Origin of the sequence: Sphingopyxis sp. (assembly GCF_019459305.1) — a bacterium.
Taxonomy (GTDB): Bacteria; Pseudomonadota; Alphaproteobacteria; order Sphingomonadales; family Sphingomonadaceae; genus Sphingopyxis.
In genome coordinates this window covers 1-20,743 of record NZ_JAIBES010000071.1, presented here as the reverse complement: position 1 = coordinate 20,743, position 20,743 = coordinate 1, and the positions used below count along the sequence as shown (strand labels likewise).

25 protein-coding genes are annotated in these 20,743 nt (G+C 60.5%); 7 read left to right on the top strand and 18 right to left on the bottom strand.

Translation table 11 applies throughout. The features are described from left to right. The 3 genes from K0M74_RS07910 to K0M74_RS07900 form a co-directional block, all read right to left on the bottom strand. The coding region (locus K0M74_RS07910; RefSeq protein WP_293970182.1) for a xanthine dehydrogenase family protein subunit M at positions 1-815 on the bottom strand (815 nt) is incomplete at its 3' end. Then, positions 812-1,456: an aldehyde dehydrogenase iron-sulfur subunit PaoA gene (gene paoA, locus K0M74_RS07905; RefSeq protein ID WP_293970180.1), complete on the bottom strand. Its 645-nt coding sequence runs from the start codon at positions 1,454-1,456 to the stop codon at positions 812-814. The genes paoA and K0M74_RS07910, both read right to left, overlap by 4 nt. A gap of 365 nt (positions 1,457-1,821) precedes the next feature. Continuing rightward, positions 1,822-2,604: a LytTR family DNA-binding domain-containing protein gene (locus tag K0M74_RS07900; protein WP_293970177.1), complete on the bottom strand. Its 783-nt coding sequence runs from the start codon at positions 2,602-2,604 to the stop codon at positions 1,822-1,824. A gap of 134 nt (positions 2,605-2,738) precedes the next feature. Here K0M74_RS07900 and K0M74_RS07895 point away from each other — a divergent pair, with 134 nt between their 5' ends. Continuing rightward, complete coding sequence (locus tag K0M74_RS07895) at positions 2,739-3,311, top strand: DUF2306 domain-containing protein (protein ID WP_293970174.1); 573 nt, start codon at positions 2,739-2,741, stop codon at positions 3,309-3,311. 40 nt (positions 3,312-3,351) lie between these two features. Here the strand turns inward: K0M74_RS07895 and K0M74_RS07890 are convergent, their stop codons facing one another. The 3 genes from K0M74_RS07890 to K0M74_RS07880 form a co-directional block, all read right to left on the bottom strand. Then, entirely contained in the window at positions 3,352-3,531 is a 180-nt protein-coding gene (locus K0M74_RS07890; protein ID WP_293970171.1) for a DUF2798 domain-containing protein, read from the bottom strand. A gap of 37 nt (positions 3,532-3,568) precedes the next feature. Next, complete coding sequence (locus K0M74_RS07885; RefSeq protein ID WP_293970168.1) at positions 3,569-4,333, bottom strand: alpha/beta hydrolase; 765 nt, start codon at positions 4,331-4,333, stop codon at positions 3,569-3,571. A 207-nt stretch (positions 4,334-4,540) separates the two neighbouring features. Next, positions 4,541-5,206 (bottom strand): hypothetical protein, encoded by a 666-nt coding sequence (locus K0M74_RS07880; protein ID WP_293970165.1) that lies wholly within the window; start codon positions 5,204-5,206, stop codon positions 4,541-4,543. Between the two features lie 57 nt (positions 5,207-5,263). Between K0M74_RS07880 and K0M74_RS07875 the strand changes: the two genes are divergently transcribed. Then, on the top strand, positions 5,264-5,491 hold the full coding sequence (locus K0M74_RS07875; RefSeq protein WP_293970162.1) for a hypothetical protein: 228 nt from the start codon (positions 5,264-5,266) through the stop codon (positions 5,489-5,491). Positions 5,492-5,674: 183 nt separating this feature from the next. Here the strand turns inward: K0M74_RS07875 and K0M74_RS07870 are convergent, their stop codons facing one another. From K0M74_RS07870 to K0M74_RS07840, 7 genes are all read right to left on the bottom strand, one after another. Further along, positions 5,675-6,028: a hypothetical protein gene (locus tag K0M74_RS07870; protein ID WP_293970159.1), complete on the bottom strand. Its 354-nt coding sequence runs from the start codon at positions 6,026-6,028 to the stop codon at positions 5,675-5,677. 139 nt (positions 6,029-6,167) lie between these two features. After that, complete coding sequence (locus K0M74_RS07865; RefSeq protein ID WP_293970156.1) at positions 6,168-6,740, bottom strand: hypothetical protein; 573 nt, start codon at positions 6,738-6,740, stop codon at positions 6,168-6,170. A 61-nt stretch (positions 6,741-6,801) separates the two neighbouring features. Next, complete coding sequence (locus K0M74_RS07860) at positions 6,802-8,103, bottom strand: hemolysin family protein (protein WP_293970153.1); 1,302 nt, start codon at positions 8,101-8,103, stop codon at positions 6,802-6,804. Then, a complete protein-coding gene (locus K0M74_RS07855; protein ID WP_293970150.1) occupies positions 8,100-9,365 on the bottom strand; it encodes a hemolysin family protein in 1,266 nt (421 codons plus the stop codon). Before K0M74_RS07855 ends, K0M74_RS07860 begins: the two co-directional genes overlap by 4 nt. 230 nt (positions 9,366-9,595) lie before the next feature. Beyond that, positions 9,596-10,066 carry a DUF2141 domain-containing protein gene (locus K0M74_RS07850; RefSeq protein ID WP_293970147.1) on the bottom strand — a complete coding sequence of 157 codons (471 nt, stop codon included), beginning with the start codon at positions 10,064-10,066 and terminating at the stop codon, positions 9,596-9,598. A 16-nt stretch (positions 10,067-10,082) separates the two neighbouring features. Continuing rightward, positions 10,083-10,520, bottom strand: coding sequence for a hypothetical protein (locus tag K0M74_RS07845; RefSeq protein WP_293970144.1), 438 nt, complete (start codon positions 10,518-10,520; stop codon positions 10,083-10,085). 304 nt (positions 10,521-10,824) lie between these two features. Then, positions 10,825-11,544 (bottom strand): hypothetical protein, encoded by a 720-nt coding sequence (locus tag K0M74_RS07840; RefSeq protein ID WP_293970141.1) that lies wholly within the window; start codon positions 11,542-11,544, stop codon positions 10,825-10,827. A gap of 242 nt (positions 11,545-11,786) precedes the next feature. Between K0M74_RS07840 and K0M74_RS07835 the strand changes: the two genes are divergently transcribed. Then, entirely contained in the window at positions 11,787-13,097 is a 1,311-nt protein-coding gene (locus K0M74_RS07835) for an SLC13 family permease (protein WP_293970184.1), read from the top strand. Positions 13,098-13,172: 75 nt separating this feature from the next. On the opposite strand, the gene K0M74_RS07830 is transcribed toward K0M74_RS07835, so the two are convergent. Beyond that, on the bottom strand, positions 13,173-13,349 hold the full coding sequence (locus K0M74_RS07830; protein ID WP_293970138.1) for a DUF1328 family protein: 177 nt from the start codon (positions 13,347-13,349) through the stop codon (positions 13,173-13,175). 197 nt (positions 13,350-13,546) lie between these two features. On the opposite strand from K0M74_RS07830, the gene K0M74_RS07825 reads away from it, so the two are divergent. The 3 genes from K0M74_RS07825 to K0M74_RS07815 all read left to right on the top strand — a co-directional run bounded on the left by K0M74_RS07825 (position 13,547) and on the right by K0M74_RS07815 (position 16,626). Beyond that, complete coding sequence (locus tag K0M74_RS07825; protein WP_293970135.1) at positions 13,547-14,773, top strand: mechanosensitive ion channel family protein; 1,227 nt, start codon at positions 13,547-13,549, stop codon at positions 14,771-14,773. A 288-nt stretch (positions 14,774-15,061) separates the two neighbouring features. Further along, positions 15,062-15,262 (top strand): hypothetical protein, encoded by a 201-nt coding sequence (locus tag K0M74_RS07820; protein ID WP_293970132.1) that lies wholly within the window; start codon positions 15,062-15,064, stop codon positions 15,260-15,262. A 23-nt stretch (positions 15,263-15,285) separates the two neighbouring features. Next, the gene (locus K0M74_RS07815; protein WP_293970129.1) at positions 15,286-16,626 is read left to right on the top strand and encodes a DUF2254 domain-containing protein; all 1,341 of its coding nucleotides are present in this window, start codon (positions 15,286-15,288) and stop codon (positions 16,624-16,626) included. Positions 16,627-16,977: 351 nt separating this feature from the next. Here K0M74_RS07815 and K0M74_RS07810 read toward each other — a convergent pair whose 3' ends face one another. Genes K0M74_RS07810 through K0M74_RS07795 form a run of 4 tightly spaced genes read right to left on the bottom strand, consistent with a single transcriptional unit; the run spans position 16,978 to position 19,115 of the window. Beyond that, the gene (locus K0M74_RS07810) at positions 16,978-17,205 is read right to left on the bottom strand and encodes a hypothetical protein (protein ID WP_293970126.1); all 228 of its coding nucleotides are present in this window, start codon (positions 17,203-17,205) and stop codon (positions 16,978-16,980) included. Between the two features lie 18 nt (positions 17,206-17,223). Continuing rightward, positions 17,224-17,916, bottom strand: coding sequence for a VIT family protein (locus K0M74_RS07805; RefSeq protein WP_293970123.1), 693 nt, complete (start codon positions 17,914-17,916; stop codon positions 17,224-17,226). A gap of 17 nt (positions 17,917-17,933) precedes the next feature. Then, a complete protein-coding gene (locus K0M74_RS07800; protein ID WP_293970120.1) occupies positions 17,934-18,446 on the bottom strand; it encodes a helix-turn-helix transcriptional regulator in 513 nt (170 codons plus the stop codon). 9 nt (positions 18,447-18,455) lie between these two features. Beyond that, positions 18,456-19,115 carry a cytochrome b/b6 domain-containing protein gene (locus K0M74_RS07795; RefSeq protein ID WP_293970117.1) on the bottom strand — a complete coding sequence of 220 codons (660 nt, stop codon included), beginning with the start codon at positions 19,113-19,115 and terminating at the stop codon, positions 18,456-18,458. 242 nt (positions 19,116-19,357) lie between these two features. On the opposite strand from K0M74_RS07795, the gene K0M74_RS07790 reads away from it, so the two are divergent. Continuing rightward, positions 19,358-20,203, top strand: a complete 846-nt coding sequence (locus K0M74_RS07790) for an ATP-grasp fold amidoligase family protein (protein WP_293970115.1) — start codon at positions 19,358-19,360, stop codon at positions 20,201-20,203. Positions 20,204-20,743 lie beyond the last annotated feature (540 nt).

Sequence of the window (20,743 nt, the reverse complement as noted above, 5' to 3'; positions counted from 1 at the left end):
CCCCCCCCCCCCCCCCCCCCGCCCCCCCCCCCCCCCCCCCCCCCCCCCCCCCCCCCCCCCCCCCCCCCCCCCACGACCAGGCCTACTGAGATCAGCGCAAAAGCGTAGGACGCGCGGTCGCGGACCTTGTGATAGATATGCGTGCCGCCGATCGGCTTCGGCAGTGTTACGGCAGTGATCAGCTCGCCCGGTGCCAGCACCGTTTCGAGATGCGGGGTATTTGCGGGCGCGCGGTAGAAATCGGCCAGCGCAATGCTGCGGGTCTCGCCCGCCGCATCGACCGTCTCAACCGCAGCGTCGAGCGCCTGCATTGCGACCGCCATGTCGCTAGGGTGCGTTGCGATACAGGCATCACTGGCACCGACGATCGCGTGATTGCGGCTGAAGCCGGCAATCGCCGCACAACCGCTGCCAGGCTTGCGTTTGTTGCACGGTTGGTTGGTGTCGTAGAAATAGGAACAGCGCGTGCGCTGGAGCAGATTGCCCGCGGTTGTCGCCTTGTTGCGAAGCTGCCCCGATGCGCCCGCGACAAGCGCGCGCGCGATGAGGCCATAGTCGCGCCGGATGCGCGCGTTGGCGGCGAGATCGGTGTTACGGACCATCGCGCCGATACGAACGCCGCCATCGCTGGTCGGCTCGATCCTGTCGAAACTGAGCCGACTTACGTCGATCAGGTGACCGGGCGTTTCGATTTCGAGCTTCATCAGGTCGAGAAGGTTCGTCCCGCCGGCAATGAAGCGCGCTCCGGGCGTTCGAGTGAAAGCCATGGTCGCCGCGGCAGGCGTGTCGACGCGTTCGAAGGTAAAGCTCTTCATGCTTTCACTCCCGCGGCATCGACAATGGCATCGACGATGTTCGAATAGGCGCCGCAGCGGCAGATGTTGCCGCTCATCCGTTCGCGCAGTTCGGGCCGTGTGACGGTCGGTGCGTCGGTGAGGTCGGCAGTAACATGGCTCGGAATGCCGGCCTTGATCTCGTCGAGCACTGCGACGGCCGAACAGATCTGGCCGGGGGTGCAATAGCCGCACTGATAGCCGTCGTGGACGACGAATGCTTGTTGCATCGGGTGAAGATTGCCAGGCAGGCCCAGCCCCTCGATCGTGGTGATCTTGTCGCCGTCGTGCATCACCGCAAGCGACAGGCAACTGTTGATCCGCCGTCCGTCGACGATGACGGTGCAGGCACCGCACTGTCCATGGTCGCAGCCTTTTTTAGTGCCGGTCAGCCGAAGATGCTCGCGCAGCGCATCAAGGAGCGTCGTTCGCGTATCGAGTTCGAGGTCGTGCGCGGTGCCGTTAACGTTGAAGGCAACACGAGCCGTCGGTGGCTGAGTAACTGCCTTGTTGGCCGCCGCGACGCCGGTCGAAGGCGCCGCTATGGACACCGCAGCAACAGACACGGCACCTCCTGTGATAAGTCCACGTCTGGAAACGGGAAATTCTTCCGGTGTCGGCATGATATGTCCCCGATCATCTTCAATGTCCGAGGACAGCAGTCCCCGCGGAGTCGTAGCATTTCAATGCTTGGAGGGACGATGCGTTGCCGTCCGTGAACAATTTTGACTGTTTTGAGAAGCTATCATACGGCAGGGTATATCTGCAATTGCCGTTCAACGTTGCGCGGTCGCTCATCGTCCCGGCCGCGTCGATGTCTGCTTCAGGAGTTAAGTGCCAGAAACCCGACGGTCTGAAACGGGCCAGTTTGAGCCGAAGAGCGGCTCTGCAGCAATGCGCCTTCTATCAGCGGTGACGTTCCAGACGAAGTAATCCGAAAAGCGGACGGTCACTGTCGAGTGTCACTACATATTTCAGGCGTTTAATATCACCCCAGCCAGCCTGCGCTTTCCAGAGCCGTGATGCGGTCTCTGGCGACAGGCGCTTCTAACCCACCATCAAGCCGCAGCGTCACATTACGGCCAGTTCGCAGTATTTGCTTGACTGCGCGCCGGGCCACCCACCAACTCCGGTGGACGCGAAGTCCGTCGTATCCAGCCAGTTCCTCTTCCGCGTCACGCATTCGGAGCAAGATAAGCACGCTCGTATCGGGTCCGTGGGCGCGGACATAATGATCTTCCATTTCGAGCGCGATGAGCTGATCGCGCCAAGCTGCGGGAAGCCGCCGAAGGAACGGGGTGCCTGCCTCGGGTTGAGCAACTAGCAGAGGCGCTGAAGCAGGAATAATGAATTGCTCCGTTGCCACGGGCAGCACTGCACGCCGTCCGATCAACAGGAAAACCAGCATCACCAGGATGCCGATAAGCGCAACGTTCACGTATAACTGAAAAAGCTCTTGAAACTGGGCCCCGGCACCAGAACGGTAGCCGCCTAAATAGGCGATGGCGTAGGAGCCAGGTATTGCGGCTACCAATATACCGGCTCCTGCGGTGGGCACCTCCGGTAAGGTCAGCCGCTTTCCGATCACCAGCGCCACCAAAGTGGTTGGGCGTACGACGACATAACCGAGCAGGGCTGCGGGGATCCAGTAAAGCAACCTGTCAGCGAACGTCCCAAGGGTAAAACTTCCGAACGGGCCAAGAGCGGCCAGAACCACTCCGATCGCAAGTATTACCGCTATTTCAATAACCCATTCGCGAAGTGTCGGCACCAAGCTCCCCCCCGTTCACGCTTCGTCATTTGGCATAGCGGAACTGTCCGGCCCACTTGACGAAACAGACGTCCAACTAACGCAGAAGGGCTTGGCTGCAAAGCGGCCTGCTGCATTGAGTCCGAAGAAATCGCATGAAAGGCCGCATCAAAATGACCTCAGTTCCGATTGCCCCAGTTCAATCTACCCAAAGCTTTGATCTGCCGATTTGGGTGCGCATTGCATCCGTTGGAGCTTCAACGCTGCTGCTGGCGCTGTGCATTTACGCGTCCGGACGCTGGATGCTGGGCTTCGCGCCTCCCACTCCGTGGGTGCGCGACGTGGCTCTTACAATTCACCTCCTCACGGTTATTCCAGCAATCCCGCTTGGGGCCTACGTCATTATGTCTCGGAAAGGGGGGCGGCGCCATAAGATGCTCGGCAAAATATGGCTTTCGATGATGTTCGTCACAGCTACCGCAACGATTTTTATCCGAAACGTCAATGACGGTCAGTTCAGCTGGATACACTTATTCACTCTGTTGACGTTCGTAGCTATACCTCAGGCGATTTTTTCTGCGCGGCAAGGCAATATCGAGGCCCACAAGAAGCATTTGCGCAATTTTTTTGTCGGCGCACTAGTCGTTGCGGGCCTAACCGCCTTCGCGCCAGGCCGAACGATGTGGCAGTGGGCAGTAGGTCAACCGGCCTCTCAATTGCCAAAGTAAATCTAAGACGTCCACGAAACCTAGCACATCGGTCCACCCATTAGCTTAGGACCCTGTCCACTTGCGCTTGCAGACGAGGACTAACTAAGAGAATTATTGGAATGACAATGACATAGGCGGTCGCCCATGACCGCAACCATGTTGCGACAAAACTACCGGAAAAGCCGAGATTGATAGCGATTAGGGTGAACGAGATGATGCCCGTCGTGACGATGCCCATCAAGAGGGCGAATGCGATTTTCCGCTTCACAGGGTACTTATAGTATAGCTCCTCTAGAAGCTGCTGATGCGACATCGATCACTGCCTGCGCGAAGGTTTTAGGCGCTTCCTGAGGCAGTTTATGGCCGATGCCGCCCGCGATGTTGCGATGGGCGTAGGTCGCCGGTTGGGGATGCGGCGCGCCGTTTGCGTCACCTTCCAGCGTGATTGTCGGGATCGAGATAACCGGGAAGTCGGCAAGCCGCCGTTCCAGCGCGTCAAGCGTCGGGTCGCCTGCGCTCAGGCCCAGGCGCCAGCGATAATTGTCGATGACAATCGCGACATGGGCCGGGTTTTCGAGGGCGCGTGCTGTTCGTGCGAAGGTGGCGTCGTCGAACCGCCAGGTCGGTGAAGCCGTGCGCCAGATCAGTTTTGCGAAGTCGGTGCGGTTTGCGTCATAACCCGCCCGGCCGCGTTCGGTGGCGAAATAATATTGGTACCACCAGGACAGTTCGGCCGCGGGTGGCAAAGGCATCATGTTGGCCTTCTGGCTGCCGATGAGATAGCCGCTCACCGAGACGAGCGCCGTGCACCGCTCGGGCCAGAGTGCGGCGAGGATGCACGCGGTGCGGGCGCCCCAGTCGCAGCCCGCGAGAATGGCCTTTTCGATACCCAGCGCATCCAGCAGCGCGATCGCGTCAGACGCAAAAACCGATTGCTGGCCGTTGCGCGGCTCGTCTTGCGAAACGAAATTCGTCGTCCCAAAGCCGCGCAAATAAGGGACTACCACCCGATAGCCTGCGGCGGCCAGCAGTGTTGCCACGACGAAAGCAATCCTGATGGCCAGCAAGCCGCTCCGTCCCTATTCGACGCACACCGTTTGACCGCCAGCGTCTGAGTTTGAAGGCCGCTTCATCCGTAATGGCTGGGCGAAGGTGAACGAATACTCGGCAAGCGCTGCGCGCCGCTGGTTCATCATGCTCGGGACAGCGCGCCCCTCAAAACCGCAGTAACTGAAGAGGATGCTGACCTATGATTTGGGTGAATCTTGGTTGTCAGCTTCAAATTGTTCAAAGACATCGTCGACCACAGTCAATCTCACGACGCGCCCAGTCTCCAGGGCTTCTTTCGACGAAACCAAGGAGCCCATCAGCATCGCGGTCACCATCTGCCAGTCACGCAAGGTCAGTAACGCATCGCCTTCTCTTTCTCCCGATTTTTGGCGATGCTCCAACAGCGCTTCAACGGCCGCAACCGTAAGTTTCAACTGATGTCGCTGTTCGAAGTTCAGGGTTTTGGCGTGCGCGAGTGCCTCTTCGAGAAGGTCACGGAATTTGTCCGTGTTTATCTTGAAACGAATATAGGGAATGTCAAACTCACTGGTTATCGTGGCCTCGGCATCTCCGTCCCAAGTGAGTACGGCGCTAAAAAGACGGTCTGTGTGTTTGGTAACATCCTGTATTGCCCTAATCAAAATTTCGGTTTCCCGCTTGTGGGCTTGTCGCTCATTTCTGTCCGTGACCCATATCGCGCCGCCCACCGTAGCCGCCGCGCCGATAAGGGCACCCGCGAGCGCGAATATGTGTTCGGCTTTGAAGCCCTCGACCCAGAGCAGCCCAATGCTGGCGCCTGATATTCCGCCCAAAATGGCGAACACCCCGATCTCGACAAGTTTGTCCCGCTGAATGACCGTCATCCCGAACCTCATCAACGCGAAGCCAATCGCCTTCTCGCCAACCCCGCGCGCGCTATCATGCTGCGCGGTGAAAGCCGGTCAAGCAACACTTTCATGCTGCGCAGGGCGATTATCCAGCGCGCGATTAACGCGCCGAACAGCCGGCACGCGATCTTTCATTTCCGCTTCAAATGGCCAGAAAATCCGCTTTCGTTCGACATTGATTCACGCTCCGTTGTTCAGTGGGCGGGTTTAGCGTGTTTCTCGTGGCGGTTTATCGTTTACACCGAGAGCGTCGGCGATTGAATGTCCGCTTTGCCAGGGACACGTTCGAAGGCTGCCTGACTGGAATCGGCCATTTTGACTAAAATTCGCCGCTGGTAAGTAATCGAATTGGGCAAGGTTGCCAAAGCGCAGCTTTCCGATCGGCGTTTCAGTGTCTTGTTAGACCAAGACGGCCAAGCGGCAATCGGTCCAGCAAATAATGGACTAATCCGCACAGACCGCAGAAACGCTTCGCGAATTCTTCGTCCACAGGACCAATCGTACAAGCAGTATCGTCAGTGCCACGGCGGCGACGTCGGCATACCAATCAGCAATATCGCTTGTCCGATGCAAGCCGGGAATAGCCTGAACGATCTCGATGGCGCCCCCGACAATCGCCAGTGATCCCAAGACCCAGAACCATTGTACCTTCGGATACGCCCAACAAAACAAGGCAGTTAGTGTAACAAATGCCGATATATGCTGCGACTTGTCATTCTCGATCAACACCGGTGGCGCAGGACTCAATGCGAAGTACAGGGTCACGGCGAGGGCGCTCCAGAAGGCAAGCTTCGTCATATCACTTTTCGAGTTCTCAGTCGTTGCCGCCAGCAGCACAAGTCCGCACGGGCCAGCGGACTGGCGGAGAAAAAGGTCAACAATCGCTTCCTTCGCGAGCTGACAAGGCGTTCGGTGCGAAAAGAAACATCCGCATTCGCTAATCGCGCTTTCTCTTGTGGAGCAGCCCGCGCCAGTCAATTCGGATCAGGGCGACAAGCATCATAATCATGACGAACTGAGTGCTAAGTCCGATCAGACTGGTCAGCGCGCTTCGAAAGGACTCACCGATGCTCGTTTCCCTGACGCTGTTCGCCGTGCCGGCATAGATGGCATAGGATATCGTGCGACCAATGAAGAAGGCCGCGGTGAAACCCAGGAGGCGGACGCCCGCCAGACCTGCCGCTTCGAACAATTGTGCCGACGGCAAAGGCGACAGCGCGAACAGACCGAGCGCAAGGACGGTGTTTCGCCGTCGCTGTTCCAGCGCCTTACCGGCAGCGGCCAGGTTCCTTCGCGTCCTTCTTGGCAGATATTTGCCGAAATACCGGAATGTCTGCGCGAGGAGATACCTGCCGGATGCAGCAGCGAGGGCGCCGACGAGCACGATCCCCGGGACGGACAGGTCGCTGTTGAAACCGTACAGGACGATGATCGACCAGGTCGGCGGTCCAAAAGCCGGCAGGAGGTTTACCGCCAGCACGATTGCGAAGAGGATTACATAATCGCTCATTTGCCCGCCATCGGTACGAAGCCGATCATTCGTTCGAATGCCTCCGCAATCGTTGGAAGTCTTAGCCTTCGGCGGGAAGTTGCTCCAACCGTACGCGCAAAATTTTCATTCCGCGAACCTCTTCGGCAACAAAAGAGTAATTCTTGAACTTCACGCGTCGACCGACACTGGGCAGTACGCCATCTTGCGCCAGAAACAGCCCGGCAACCGTGGAGACCTCGGGATGGTCGATGTCCAGCCCATGATCCTCCTCCAGCTCGGCGAGCGTCACCTCGCCGTCGAGCAGCATCGTGCCGTCGGGCAGAAGCTGGATCCAGTCGAGCCCCGGTCCGCCCGTTTCGTCGATCAGGTCGGCAACCAGGTCGTCCATCGTCACGAACCCCAGCGTGCCGCCAAATTCGTCGACAACCAGTGCGGCGTGGACCCGCTGTTTCTTGAACAGCGTCATCAGGTCGAACGCCGACATGCCCGCCGCCACCCGCGGCAAGGGACGAATGATCGCCTTGAGGTCGCTTCCGGCATCGGCCACCCGATTGCGGATGAAATCCTTGACGTGCAGCACGCCCCAGATGTCGTCCAGCGACGCGCCATAGACGGGGTAGCGGGCCAGGGTTTCCTGCGCGATCGTTGCCGCAACCTGCTCGGCATTTGCATCGGCGGCAATTGCGATCATCCGGCCGCGCGACGTCATCAGCTCCTCGGCGGTGCGATCCTTCATCTCGAAGATATTCTCGATCAGCCGGACCTGGGCGTCCTCAAGCTGGCCGCTCGCGGCGACGTCGCCGGTCACGATCTCCAGTTCCTGTGCGCTGTACAGCATCGCGGACTTGCCGGGATCGGGAATGCCGAGCAGGCGCATCAGCGCAAAGGCAATCTTGTTCAACAGGATCACCATCGGGCGGAACAGAACGCCGAACAGGCGCATCACCGGGTTGAGCGAAATGCTGACGCGTTCCGGCGACTGCAACGCCATCGCTTTCGGAATCATCTCGCCAAAGACGACATGCAGGAAGGTGATCCCGCCGAGCGCGATCACGAAGCCGACCGCATGCGACTGGTCGTAGGAAAGCCCCATGTTTTCGAGCGGCCCGTATAGCCATTTCGCCACTGCGGGTTCGCCGTACATGCCGAGCCCGATGCTGGCGAGCGTGATCCCGAGCTGGGCAATGGCGATATAGGCATCCTTACCCCCGTCGCGATCGAACACGCGCAGCAGCCATTTGGCGGCGGGGTTGTCGTTCTTTGCCATCGTCTCGAAACGACTGCGGCGCGCGCCGACCAGCGCGAATTCGGCGCCGACGAACACCCCATTGACAATAACGAGCGCCAGAATGGCCGCGATCGGGATGAGGACGTCGCTCATACTTCCTCACGCTCCGCCGCGCGCTCGATCAGAACGCGCCGAACGGCATGCCCCTCCATCGCCTCGACGATGAGACTGAAGGGCATGCCCGCCACCGGGACGCGGTCGCCGACGACGGGAAGCCGACCAAGCTGATGCCACACCAGGCCACTGAGCGTATCGGCGCGATCCTGCGGCAGCGTGATGCCGTGGCGGTCGGCGAGCATCGAAAGCCGGACGTCGCCCCGAACGCTCAGATGCGCGCCCTGCTGGACGATCAGCTCTTCTTCGTTGTCGAATTCGTCCTGAACCTCGCCAAACACTTCTTCGAGCGCATCCTCGAGCGTGACGAGGCCGGTAAAGCTGCCATATTCGTTGATGACCATGGCGCTGCGCCGCCCTTTGGTGCGCAGCGTCTGCCACAGTTTCGGCACCGTCATCACGTCGGCGACGATCAGCGGGTCGCGCTTGATCGAACCGATGATGGCCGCCGGATCCTGCTCGAAGGCGGCGAATAAGGTCCGCAGGTGGATGATCCCGACGACATCTTCGCTGGTCGCCCCAGTTACCGGAAACCGCGAATAGGGTGTCGCGGCGGCGCGCTTCAGGGCCGCTTCGACCGTTTCCTGCGCGCTGACGGTCATCATGCGCGGGCGCGGGGTCATGATTTCGCGCACCAGCCGGTCGTCGACGCTGAGCGCGCCGGTCAGCATATTACGCTCGTCGGCATCGATCAGGCCGCCCGCCGCGCTTGCCTTGAACAACGCTTCCAGTTCGTCGGGCGAATGGACATGCGTGTGGCTATGGTCGACGTTCAGCTTGAACAGCCGCATGATCGCGAAGGCGGTGCCATTGAAAATATCGATCAGCGGCCGGAAGATGATCAGGCTGGCCCGCATCGGCAGCAATGTCGCCATCGACAGCCGCTCGGGATAGCGCAGCGCGATCGTCTTGGGCAGCAACTCGCCCAGTACCACCTGGATCATCGTCACGGCCAGCAACACGATAATGATAGCGGTAATCTGGCCGCCCATCGCGCCAAGATGGGGCACGAGTAGCGGGGTCAACTGCGCTTGGCCGTATGCGCCCGCAACGAGGCTGCTAATGGTAATGCCCACCTGGCAGCCCGCCACATAATTATCGAGCTTCACCGGGTCGCGCAGGATTTTCAGCAGCTTGCCTGCCGCGCGGTTACCGGCCTCGGCCTCCTCCTGCACGCGCGATTTGCGCGCGCCGACGGTGGCGAACTCGGCCGCCACATACAGTGCATTGGCCGCCACCATCAACAGGATGACGAGAAGGGGGATCAGCGAGCTGGAAATGATGTTGCCTCTAAGGTGCGTCGGTAACGCCGGTTGGCGCCAGTTACAATGCGCTTGGATTACGGCAGATGCGCGGCGCAGTTGCAATGGCCGTGACGTTTCGTGCATCGCTAAAAGGCGCACGAAAACCGAACGCTGCTTCGGCGACTCTTTCCGACTAGCTCATTCAGGCGGCCGGACTCAATCCATCGCTACATATATTTCATGTCGATGCGGATCGCAGTGCGTCCATCCACCGCGAACGCGACCTTTTTATAGCTCGGCTTGCCCAAGTTCCAGACCGATATGGACGGGTTGTTTGACATGCCGCCGCCATCGGTAAAAATATCGGTCTTTCCGTTGCCATTGAGATCATGCCTCACCGCTATGGCGTAGCGGCCCGGCGCGTCTACGGGGATGCAGAAACGCATTGTCCCTGCGGCAGCCTGCACGTCGATCCTTTTCAGCCAGCGCCCCTTTTTGAGCCAATCGGCTTTCGTAGCGCGGTAACTTTGGACACGCATGGTGCCTTGCACCTGTTTGATCCCACGAACAGTCGCGAGCACGGTAGCGCCATCGCCCGAGCATCGTGCCATATCATTGGGAATCTTTTCCCCTGCCGAGGCGGGGGAAGCGATAAATATCGCGCCGCTCGCGCCGATAAATGCCGAACGCAAGCTCACCAATCGTCTCCGTAAATCATTGCGACTGCGGCGCGCTCGACGCTTGGGAATTCCGCACGGCTTCGTCGAATTGTCCGGCCGTCAAGTTGGCCGCCAAGCCCGCCTTGGAAACGAACAGCACGTTGCGCGGCATTTTGACATCTCCCGCCGCAGTCGCGAGCGTGGCCGAATTGGCGCCAACTTGCTTGACCGTACCGAGCACCTTGCTTCCGCCTGCGCTGCGAACCTCGGCGCCCACTTTAAGCGCGGTATTTAGTGCGGCCGCATTATCCTTGACCGATTGTTCAACCGACTCGACGATTTCGGCCTTCGACGCGTTCAGGGCTGGACCCTTTTCGGTCTGAACCAAAGCCTGGAGCGGCACGACGATGCCGTTGTTCCCGACGGCGACCGCGACCTTATCGCCCGCGACCTGGGCGACGGTGCCGACTTGCTGACCGGCATTGTCATACACTTTGGCGCCCGGGGCGATCGATGCGACGGGTTGGACGGCAGGGGGCTGTTGCGCGAGCGCGGTCGAACCAGCCATCGGAAGCGCGCCGAGGGCGCACAGCGTCGCAACAAAGCCAAACGGCTTTTTCATAAATTTTCTCCTGATTTTCGGGTGCGCGCACCGTCGAGCACCGCGCGCGATGTTTCAAAGCCGTTGTTGCCGAGCTGTGCATCAGCCGGGACGGACCGTGCTGATCGGCGACGCAGCAGCACGAGCAAATGCTCAAGGCAATCTATTGCGGCTGCATCGGCTTCGATTGCGGGGCTTACGGTTGGCGCGTAATCGACCAGGTTGCGAGCGTATCGTCACTTGCCGGATCTTCGATGCGGACGGTGTCGATCCGCGCGCCGATCAGACATCGCGGTCGCTGCTCGCTGCCGCCCGGCTGGACGCAGCGGATCGGGGCGCCCCCCGCGATATTTTCGAGGCGTCCGGTTACGCGCAGGCGAAACCCCTGCGAGCCGTCGAAAGCTTCGGCGTCGACACGCTTCACAACGTCAAACGCACGCCCGCTTCGCCATCCATCGCGGTCGGCATCATCGCGGAAAATCTGCGCAATGGCCAATGACTGGCCCGGCAGCGTTACCGGATCGGCTCCCCGAACGGCGCCTTGATCGCTGCGCGGCGGACATCTGTCGCTTGATGACCAGGGTCGGGCAATCCAGAAGCCTTCGGCAGCGTCTATGGCGGCCTGGTCACCCAAGCCCCAGTCGGCGCCACCCCACACTTCGGGTTTGAACGAAATCCGCAGGACGCCGTCCTCTTCATCGAAACTCCACCGCGCCGGAAGGTTGCTCTCCGCGTCACTCGGTCCGGTGCAGCCGAATGGCAGAAGCAGCTCAAAGCGCTGACCTGCGGCATCGCTAATATTCTCGGGAAGGCTCTCTCCCGATGCAAAAGCGTCTGCTGCCTGCGCGGCCAGCCCGACAAGATCGGCGCGCCCGAGCTTGGCCGGAGCTTTGGGCTCAGGGACTGGCGCGGGCACGGGAACAACTATGGGAGCAGGCTTCGGTGGCGCTGGCGCTGTCTCGCGGCCGAGGAAAAACCCGCCGCCGCCGACCACAAAGATTGCGGCGAGTCCGCCGGCGATTGCGAGCCGACTGTTCCTTACGCTCGGTTCCTGCATTAAACCTTGATAGCAAATCCGGGCTTATCCTCCAGACCCCAAAGCAAATTTTTCTTCCGCCAGACATTGACAGCAAGCCAATGCCGCTTGACGCAGTGGGTATGACGGTGGACCAGATCCTGACCCTACTCGTCCTCGGCGCGGTCGTCGCGGCGCTCATCTGGGACAAGGTCCGGGCCGATGTCGTTGCCTTGACTGGCGCCGCGGTGCTGTTGATGACCGGAGTCGTGCGTCCGGTCGAAGTGCAGAGTGCGTTCGCCAGCCCTGCAATCATCGCGCTCGCCTCGCTGTTCGTGATCGCCTACGCCCTCGAACTTAGCGGCCTGCTCGATCGTGCAATCACGATGGCCGTGGCGATGTGTCGGCGGCTCGGCACGGCTGGACTGTGGTTACTCATCACGATGATCGGGTCGGTGTCCTGCTTTCTCAACTCGACACCGATTGTGGTACTTGGGGCGCCGGTGATCCGCGACGTCGCCACCACGCTGGGCCTGTCGCCAAAGCGCTTCCTGATACCTTTGTCCTATGTCACGATCCTCACCGGATGCTGCACCTTGATCGGAACCTCGACCAATCTCCTGGTGGACGACATGGCAAGTGTCGCGGGGCAGCCGCGTTTCGGCATCTTCGAGATCACGCCGGTCGGTATTCCAGTGGCCATCGCCGGCGGACTTTATCTTTTCCTTCTTAGCGGCCGCTTGCTCGGCGGGCGCCATGAAGCCGACGAGCGCGAAGGCGCGCCGGCCGACATCGACCAGTCGCATATCGGCAGTGCGCAAATTGGTGATGCGGGACTTTTTGCGGTTAAGCGGTCGCTTCAGCCGTTGAAGGCTGCAATTGCTTTGGCGATCTTTATCGGCGCGATCACGCTCGCAACCTTGGGCGTCGCCCCAATCGCGGCGACGACCTTTGCGGGCGCCGTGTTGCTGATCCTGCTGCGCGTCATCACGGCCGACGAGGCCTATAGTGGGCTTAGGCCCGAAATTCTCATCCTGATCGCGGGCATGGTGGTGATTGGTATTGCTATGGAGCAGAGCGGCCTCGCCGCACAGGCTTCGGATCTCTTGATCGCCAGCGTCGATGGACTCAACCCGCTAATCGCGCTGATCGTCCTCTATCTGCTGACGATGGTGCTGACGGAACTGCTGTCTAATGCCACCGTGGCGGTGTTGATCACCCCGGTTGCCGTGGCTCTCGCTGAAAGCCTGGGAGTGAGCCCGCGACCGTTCCTGATCGCAGTAATGATGGCTGCCAGCGCCGCATTTGCGACACCGTTCGGTTACCAAACCAATGTCATCGTCTACCAGATGGGCGGCTACCGCTATATGGACTTTGTCCGCGTCGGTTTGCCGCTCAATCTGATCACGTTCGCGGTGGCAATAGCTGCTATCAGCGTCTTCTTTCCGTTTTGAGTGGCGAAGGGCACAGGCCTTGTTCCATGATCCGCCAGAAAGCGCGAAAAGCGCAACGGGCGGCCAGAGGGTCGATCAGTTGATGATTTTCTTCGCTGCTTTCCAGCCGAGAACAAAGAAAATGATGGTCCCGATCAGCGCTACTACAAAAATGATCAGGGCAATATTGCCCAAGGCGCCGGCAAGACCGCCGAATCCAAGTACCGCTGCGATCAGCGCAACAATCGCGAACGTAAAGGCCCATCCATACATGATAATCTCCTGTTTTTGTGATAATGAATATCGAAGGCGCAATAATTTGCACCTCAGTCGTCGTTTACCCAAGGATATGCATTGCCAACGCTGTCACTCGCACATTGTTCCTCGCGCGATCTTCTCATCCTGAACTGGGACGTCGCATCGCTATGAGGCGCAGTTGGATAGTCCGTTCGATCACAATCGCGTGGCTTATGGCCTTGATGCTCGCGGCGTCAGGCGTTCCCGCTTTCGCGCAAGCTGAGGCTGCCACCGTGCGTATCGATGGACGTTCGGTGTTTCAGGTCGGACCGGGAACCGATGATGGTGATCCTACCGCTCGGGCCCGCCGTGTAGAGGAACGGTTATCGCCGCTGCTCGGAAATCCCGATGCGCTTGCGCCCGCCGCGCCGCGGCGCACCGCCGCAGGGTGGAGTGTAACGGTGTCTGGCATTCCCGTCGTCAGCGTCACGCCGCGCGACGCCGAGGATGCGTTTACGACCGAGGCAGCGCTGGCGCGGCAATGGGCGTCTTCCCTGGACACAGCCTTGCAGCGCGCCCGGGATCGCCGCCTCGGCTGGGGCGGCCGGTTCGTCGCCGAAACGCGGGGGTCCGGTGAGGCCGCCGTGAGCCGATTGGCTGAATCGGTCAGTCGTATCATTCCGAGAGTTCTCGCCGCAGCAATCGTCATCGCGCTGTTCTGGCTCCTCGCCCGCGGGGTACGCGCGGCTCTGCGGCTGCTTTTTCGCCGGACGGTGGAAGACATTACGGTCGAGAGCCTCATCAAACAATTCGCCTTTTATGCCATTATCACTCTGGGCTTCTTCGTCGCCGTAGATGCTCTCGGGTTCAACCCAACTACCGTCGCGGCGGGGCTCGGCTTGTCCGGGATCGTGCTTGGTTTCGCCTTGAAGGATATATTGTCGAATTTCGTGTCCGGCCTGTTGCTGCTGACACTGCGGCCGTTCCGGATCGGCGACCAGATCGTGGTCGGCGATCTTGAGGGCAGCGTCGAGAAGATCGAGCTCAGAGCAACTCGCCTGAGGGCCTACGACGGGCGGGTAATGTTGGTCCCCAATGCTGAGGTATTCACGTCGAGAATTGTCAACAACACCGCCGATCCTGTTCGGCGGGGCGCTGTGGATTTATGGCTGGGATATGACGTCGACGTCAGCCGCGCGCTCGAGATTATTCGCACTGCGACCATGAATGCACCGGGCGTTTTGGATGCGCCGCCCCCGGAGGTTCGAATCGATGCGCTGGGTCAGGATGACATTCGTGTCGCGGTGACGTTCTGGGCCGACAGTCAGCGCTCCGACTACAAGAATACGGCAGCCGCCGTGAGAGCCTCGGTGTTGAAAGATCTCATTGCAGCAAAGATTCCTCTGCCCGACCCCGGGTACCGGACAGTGTCACTGCGCGATCGCGTAATCGAACCCTAAGTGCGATGCTCATGGCCGGTGAGACGCCGTGATAAAACCATGCGGCACGACACGATAGCAAGCGGGCCCGCCCCTTTAACCGATGACGAGGCTTGCAACGAAGATCATAGTTTTACCTGGCGGTGGGGCGACCCCCTCAGGAGTTTTTCAAGTTCATTGGCTGCCTCTTTAGCGCCGCTATTTTTTGCTTCATGCGTCGATCTCGGACGCTCCTGACCGTATTTCTGGGGAATATCTGGGGAACGTTCATTCTCGTCGCGGGTATATTTGCCGATAATGGGAGCCTTCTTGAACCAGCATGACATAGCCGACGAGATCGAGCTGAAGTTCGATCTGTTCCCTGTCGATGCGGAGCGGATCACCACGTCGAGGTTATTGGACGAAAGCGCCAAAGTCGCGCGGCAAGTATCGTCCTATTTCGGGTATATCGAGAAATCCTTCGCCAGGACCGGCATATCGCTTCGCTGTAATCGCCCTGGCGATACGTGATGCGTCCGCGGATACTGAAGCTGTTGGAGAATATCCGCTCCAGCTACTGGTTCGTGCCAGCTATCATGGCAACGGCGGCCCTTTTTCTCGGTGCCGGTTCTGTCTACATCGACGCGAACATCGGGTCGGATTGGCTCGACGGCTTGAGCTGGTATCAGTCGAACAAAGCCGATGGCGCACAACAAGTGCTGTCCACGATCGCAGGGTCCGCCATCACGGTGGCTGGTGTCGTATTCTCGATCACGATCGCCTCGGTGTCCTACGCCGCCAGTCAATACGGTCCGCGAGTCCTAACCAACTTTATGAGCGACCGAGGCAATCAGGTCACCCTAGGCACCTTTATTGCTACCTTCCTTTACTGCCTCGTCGTTCTTCGCACCATCCGGGGTGGCGACGATAAAGAATTCGTTCCAGACCTTGCCATCATCATCGCCCTCGTGCTCGCCTTGTGCTCGATCGCGGTACTTATTTTCTTTGTTCATCATGTACCGCGCAGCATTCATGTGAACACTATTACCGCCGGTATCGGACGCCAGTTGCTGCACTCGGTGCAGGAACGGTTTCCGAGCTTCATCGGAGACTCTCCCGATGGCAGCCCGGTTGATGAGACTGCCATTCCCGAGCCACTCCGAGCAGTCGGCCTGACGCCGGCGCTGGGCGTTTCATCTGTCCGTTCTGCGGCAATAGGTTACATCGAGGCAATCGACGACGAGCGGCTGATGGCGATCGCGACTGATTCGGGGCTCATGCTTCGTCTCAATTGCCGGCCCGGCGACTTCATGGATACCCACAGCGTTTACGCCATGGCCTGGTCGAACAGCACGGTAGCGGAAGACACGCTGACCGATCTCCAGTCGACCTTCGCGGTCAGCAGCAAGCGAACTCCGATTCAGGACACGCGGTTTCTAATTGATGAGCTGGTGGAAGTGGGAACACGCGCCCTCTCTCCTGGCGTGAACGATCCTTTCACCGCCATCACCTGCCTTGATTGGCTCGGCACCACGCTGTCGGAAGTCGCGCGGCGGCAACTCCCCAGCCCACATCGGTTTGACCGCTGTGGCAACTTGCGGGTGATTGCGCCGCCCTTGACATTTACCGGCTTCGTCGATCGCGGCCTCGGTCAGTTCCGTCAGTATCTCGCGACGGATAAGGTCGCTTGCCTGCATGCCCTACAAACGATTGAGGGGATCGCCGCTGCTTGCGTGTTAGGGGCCCAGATCGGGACGCTACTGAGCGAAGTCGAGGCGCTTCGTGTCACGGCGAGCGAAGTGCTCGGCGCCCGCCTCTTTGCGGATGTCGAGGCTGCCGCCGCAGAAACCCGGAGCAGGCTTCGCTCCGCCTTGGCGGACGGAGCGCCCGCCTAGGAAATATTTGTCGTTTGGTAAAAGCTCGTAAACAGCTCATCGTCAACGCTTGCGGCGCCTTGCCAGATAGTTATCCAGAATTTGCTTCCTTCCTACCGGTTCCCGCTCGACCCCGGCTCGGGCGTCCGCGTTGCCGCCACGGTGCTTAGTTGGCGCTGCCGGAAGCGATAGCGCACCGTTCGCGGCCGGTTACTTTGGCGCCTGAGGTCACCGGTCTGCAAATTCGTCGACCACGGCTTTTGACCGTTCCATGCCAAGAGCCGAATGTTTGTTTGCGGCCAGACCACGCCATTTGGAGCACTCGCACCATGAACTCATTCAGCCGAAATCGGCGAGAAGAAATGACAATGATCAACGCAAACACGCGCCGAACGGTCTTGGTGCGCCCCGGGTCGGATAGCCAATCTGCCCCAGCGCTGCCAGAATGCCGGTCGCAAGTAGCCCCAGCGCGACGCCTGCGACGGCAGCCAGCCCGCCGCGCCGGCCTTCGGTTGCGGCAAGGCCGGGGAGCCAGGCCATGTTCGGGCCGGGCGTCAGCTCGATCAGCAGCACCGCCAGCGCAAACCCGCCAATGTCCATGCGCCTGTTCCTTTGCGGTTAGATCGCGGTTCCGACCAGTCGTCCGATACCTGCCGTCAGCGCCATGGCGAGAGCGCCCCAGAAAATGACGCGCGCCACGGGCTTCAATGGCCGCGATCCGCCTGCCGCTGCTCCGACCCATCCCAGCAGGCCAAGAAACAGGAGCGATGCAACCGCCTGGCCGGGCACAAGCGAGTCGTGCGGGAGCATCGCCGCCGCCAGCACAGGAAGCAGAGCGCCCAGTGTGAAAGTGCCGGCGGAGGTGAACGCCGCGGTGATCGGCCGCGCCGAGGTCATATCGGTTATGTGAAGCTCGTCGCGGGCGTGGGCGCCAAGCGCATCGAACGCGGTCATCTGCACGGCAACGGTTCTCGCGACATCGGCATCGACGCCGCGTGTCCGGTATATGCCGGCAAGCTCCTCAAGTTCCGCTTCGGGGCTTGTGGCCAGTTCAAGCCGTTCGCGTTCGAGGTCGGCTTGCTCGGTGTCGGACTGCGAGCTCACCGAAACATATTCGCCCGCCGCCATCGACATCGCACCCGCCACGAGGCCTGCGATCCCCGAGACCAGGATCGCGGAGCGCGGTGCGCCCGATGCAGCTACGCCCATGATCAGGCTCGCGGTCGAGACGATGCCGTCGTTGGCGCCAAGCACGGCGGCGCGCAGCCAGCCGATGCGCGAAACAAGATGGCTTTCGCGGTGGCTTCTCATGCATTGTTCCCCTGCGGTTAGGCTTCGACCGGCTTGATCGCGTCGCCATCGACCAGATCCTCGACCATCAGGGCCATCAGACCGACTTGCGAATGCACATCGGCCTTGGCGTAGATGCGCGCGAGTTGCGCCCGGATTGTCCCCGATGCCGCGCCGCGGAGGTGCGCAATTTCGGCCGCATCGAAACCCTTGAGCGCGAAGAGTGCGACGTCGGCCTCCGCACCGGTCAGTTGCCAGTCGAGAAACCGCTGCCGGATTAGGTCCGACATGGCGCCGCGCGCCGTTGCGACCGCCGTTTCGTCGAGCCGGGCGCGAAGAATCAGCCAGCGCAGCTGGAGCGCGCCGAAGACGACCCCGGCGAGAAGCGCGGCGGTCGCGCCAGTTTCGACGAGCAGGTGCATGCTCCAGCCATCGTCGGCGATGTCGCCGGCGATGTCGGCGACGAAGAAGATCGTCGCCAGAGCCTGGAGGATCACCAGAAAGGTGGTCGCGACAGCCCGGCGTTCCAGCGCTCTGCGTCTTTCCTGCATGACCGCGGTTTACGCGCGCCCGGGCAACATAGCCAACAGGATTTCCCGGCCGCTGCGGCGCGTCTCGAACACCACCCCGGCGATATGCAGTGCGATGAGAATGTAGAGTAGATTGACGGCCGTTTCGTGGACTTCTTCCCACACGCTGTCCTCGCCTTCCGCGCCTTCATCCCTTTCATCGTCATCATGATCGCCATGGCCCGCGACCGCCTGCCCGGTGACTGCCCCCGACTGCTCCGCTGGATTCAGGAAAGCCGTCGAGGGTGGCCCCGCCATCACTATGCCGCTGGCGATGATGACGCCGAGCATGCTCCAGATCGCATAGACCATCAGCGCGCCGAGCGGATTGTGCGAGCGATGAACCTCTTTTCTGCCGGTCCTAATGTCGCGCAGGTGGGCAAGAGCCCGGCGGGGGCTCGGGGGGAAGGCCGACAAGCGGGCCTCGGCGGGACCTATCAATCCCCACAGCAAGCGAAGCGCGAGGATGGCAGCCAGCGCATAGCCGACCCAGATATGTGCGCCGGATCCCTCCTCGGTGATTAGCGCGTTTGCGAGGATGGTGGTCACAATCGACCAGTGGGTCACTTTGACAACAGGGTCCCAACTGCGGCGCGAGCGCGAAGGGCTCGGGGCAACGTCATTGGAATCGAGAGGGGATGAAATGGACATGAGGCGTTCCTTCGGTGGTCGAAGGATCTGATCATGGCTCTCGGTCGCAGGCTATCGTCGAACCGCTTAAGGGCGCCGGTATAAGCATCTGCTTATCTCATCGCCATTCACTGGCGACCAGCATCGTTTCTGAACCAATGTCGGTCGCGAACGTTCCGCGTTCTTCCACCCGGAGAGAAGCCATGTCCAATAGCGCGGCAGCAGATTTTTTGCCCCATGCGGCCGAACCGAGCGTTGCATGCGTGCGCGCGCGATCGGTTGACCCATCGACGGCCAAGGAAATCCGGGCCGCGCTCGCTCGCTGGCGTGTCGCCGTGAGTTACGGCTGGCGCCATCGACGCCTGCCCGATCTGGAGATGCCCGTGCGTTTCACCGAACTGGTTCAGTTGCGAAAATTATATGACCGGTCGTCCGATCAGGTGGCGTTGATGGACAAGGTCGCGGCCAAGCGTCTTGCCGGGGCTGCACTCGGGCCGGAATGGGTCGTTCCGACCCTGTGGTCGGGAACGGCGCTCCCCGACGACGTTCCCTTTCCCGTCCCCGCCATGCTCAAGGCGCGCCATGGGTGCAATCAAAACGCCGTCCTGAGCCGAACGCCCACCGCGGAGCAATGGCGCCGGCTGCAACGGCGGTCGCAGCGCTGGCAGCGATCGGCCTATGGCATCTGGCTCGACGAATGGGCCTATCGCGATGTCCCGCGCGGGCTGATCGCCGAACCTTTGCTCGGCGGCCAATTGCCGCTGCCAATCGATTATAAGATTTATGTGTTCGGGGGACAGGCGACCCATGTGCAGGTCCATCTGGATCGCGGCGGCCGGCACCGCTGGATCCTGCACGATCGCGACTGGCGGCCGTTGGTCGACAATATCGATCACCCTCCGGCGCCCGCATCGCTGTCCGCTATGCTCGCCGCCGCCGAAACTCTGGGTCGAGGCAAAAGCTTCCTGCGCGTCGATTTCTACGAAGTGAGCGGACATCCCTTGTTCGGCGAATTCTGTCTCTATCCCGGCTCGGGGTTTGACCCGTTCGCCGCCGATTGGATCGACCTCGAACTCGGAGCCTTGTGGCTCGCCGCCATGCCGGGTTGATCATCCATTGTTGAACGCCTGCCCACAACCGTCCGCTCTCGCTATTTGTCGACCAAAAGCCGACGGTCTTCAACGTTGAGAGTTTCGCACGCCGCCAGGTGTCGGAAAGTCTTCGATGCCCGAACCGCGGGCTGCATGGACTGAGCTGTGGGGAAAGCTGTTTTGCGCGAGGCACGGGTTAGCGAAGAGCTGTCCAAAAGCAGCCGGACATGAGAGCGGACCGGCTGCTTTTATGCCGCGAGAGCGGACGTCTGAACTGAGACGGTCTGATTTTGGGCGTCTGGCGTCTGCTTTTCGGCAGCCCGAGCGCAAGCGTATCCGCCTCCGGACGCAGGGCTGCGCCGGGTCAAGGAGTCGAAAAGCTCTGCCTATGGCGGCTAACCTACAATCAGGAGCGGGGCTCGCTGGACGGCTTTACATCGATGTTATATCAAGCGACATCGTGAAGTGGTCCGGGGGCGACACGTAAAACTGGTCCACCCCGGGTTGTTAAGCGGCGTTTGTTTCGAGCGTCGGAGTGGCCTTTTGCAAAAGGCCACT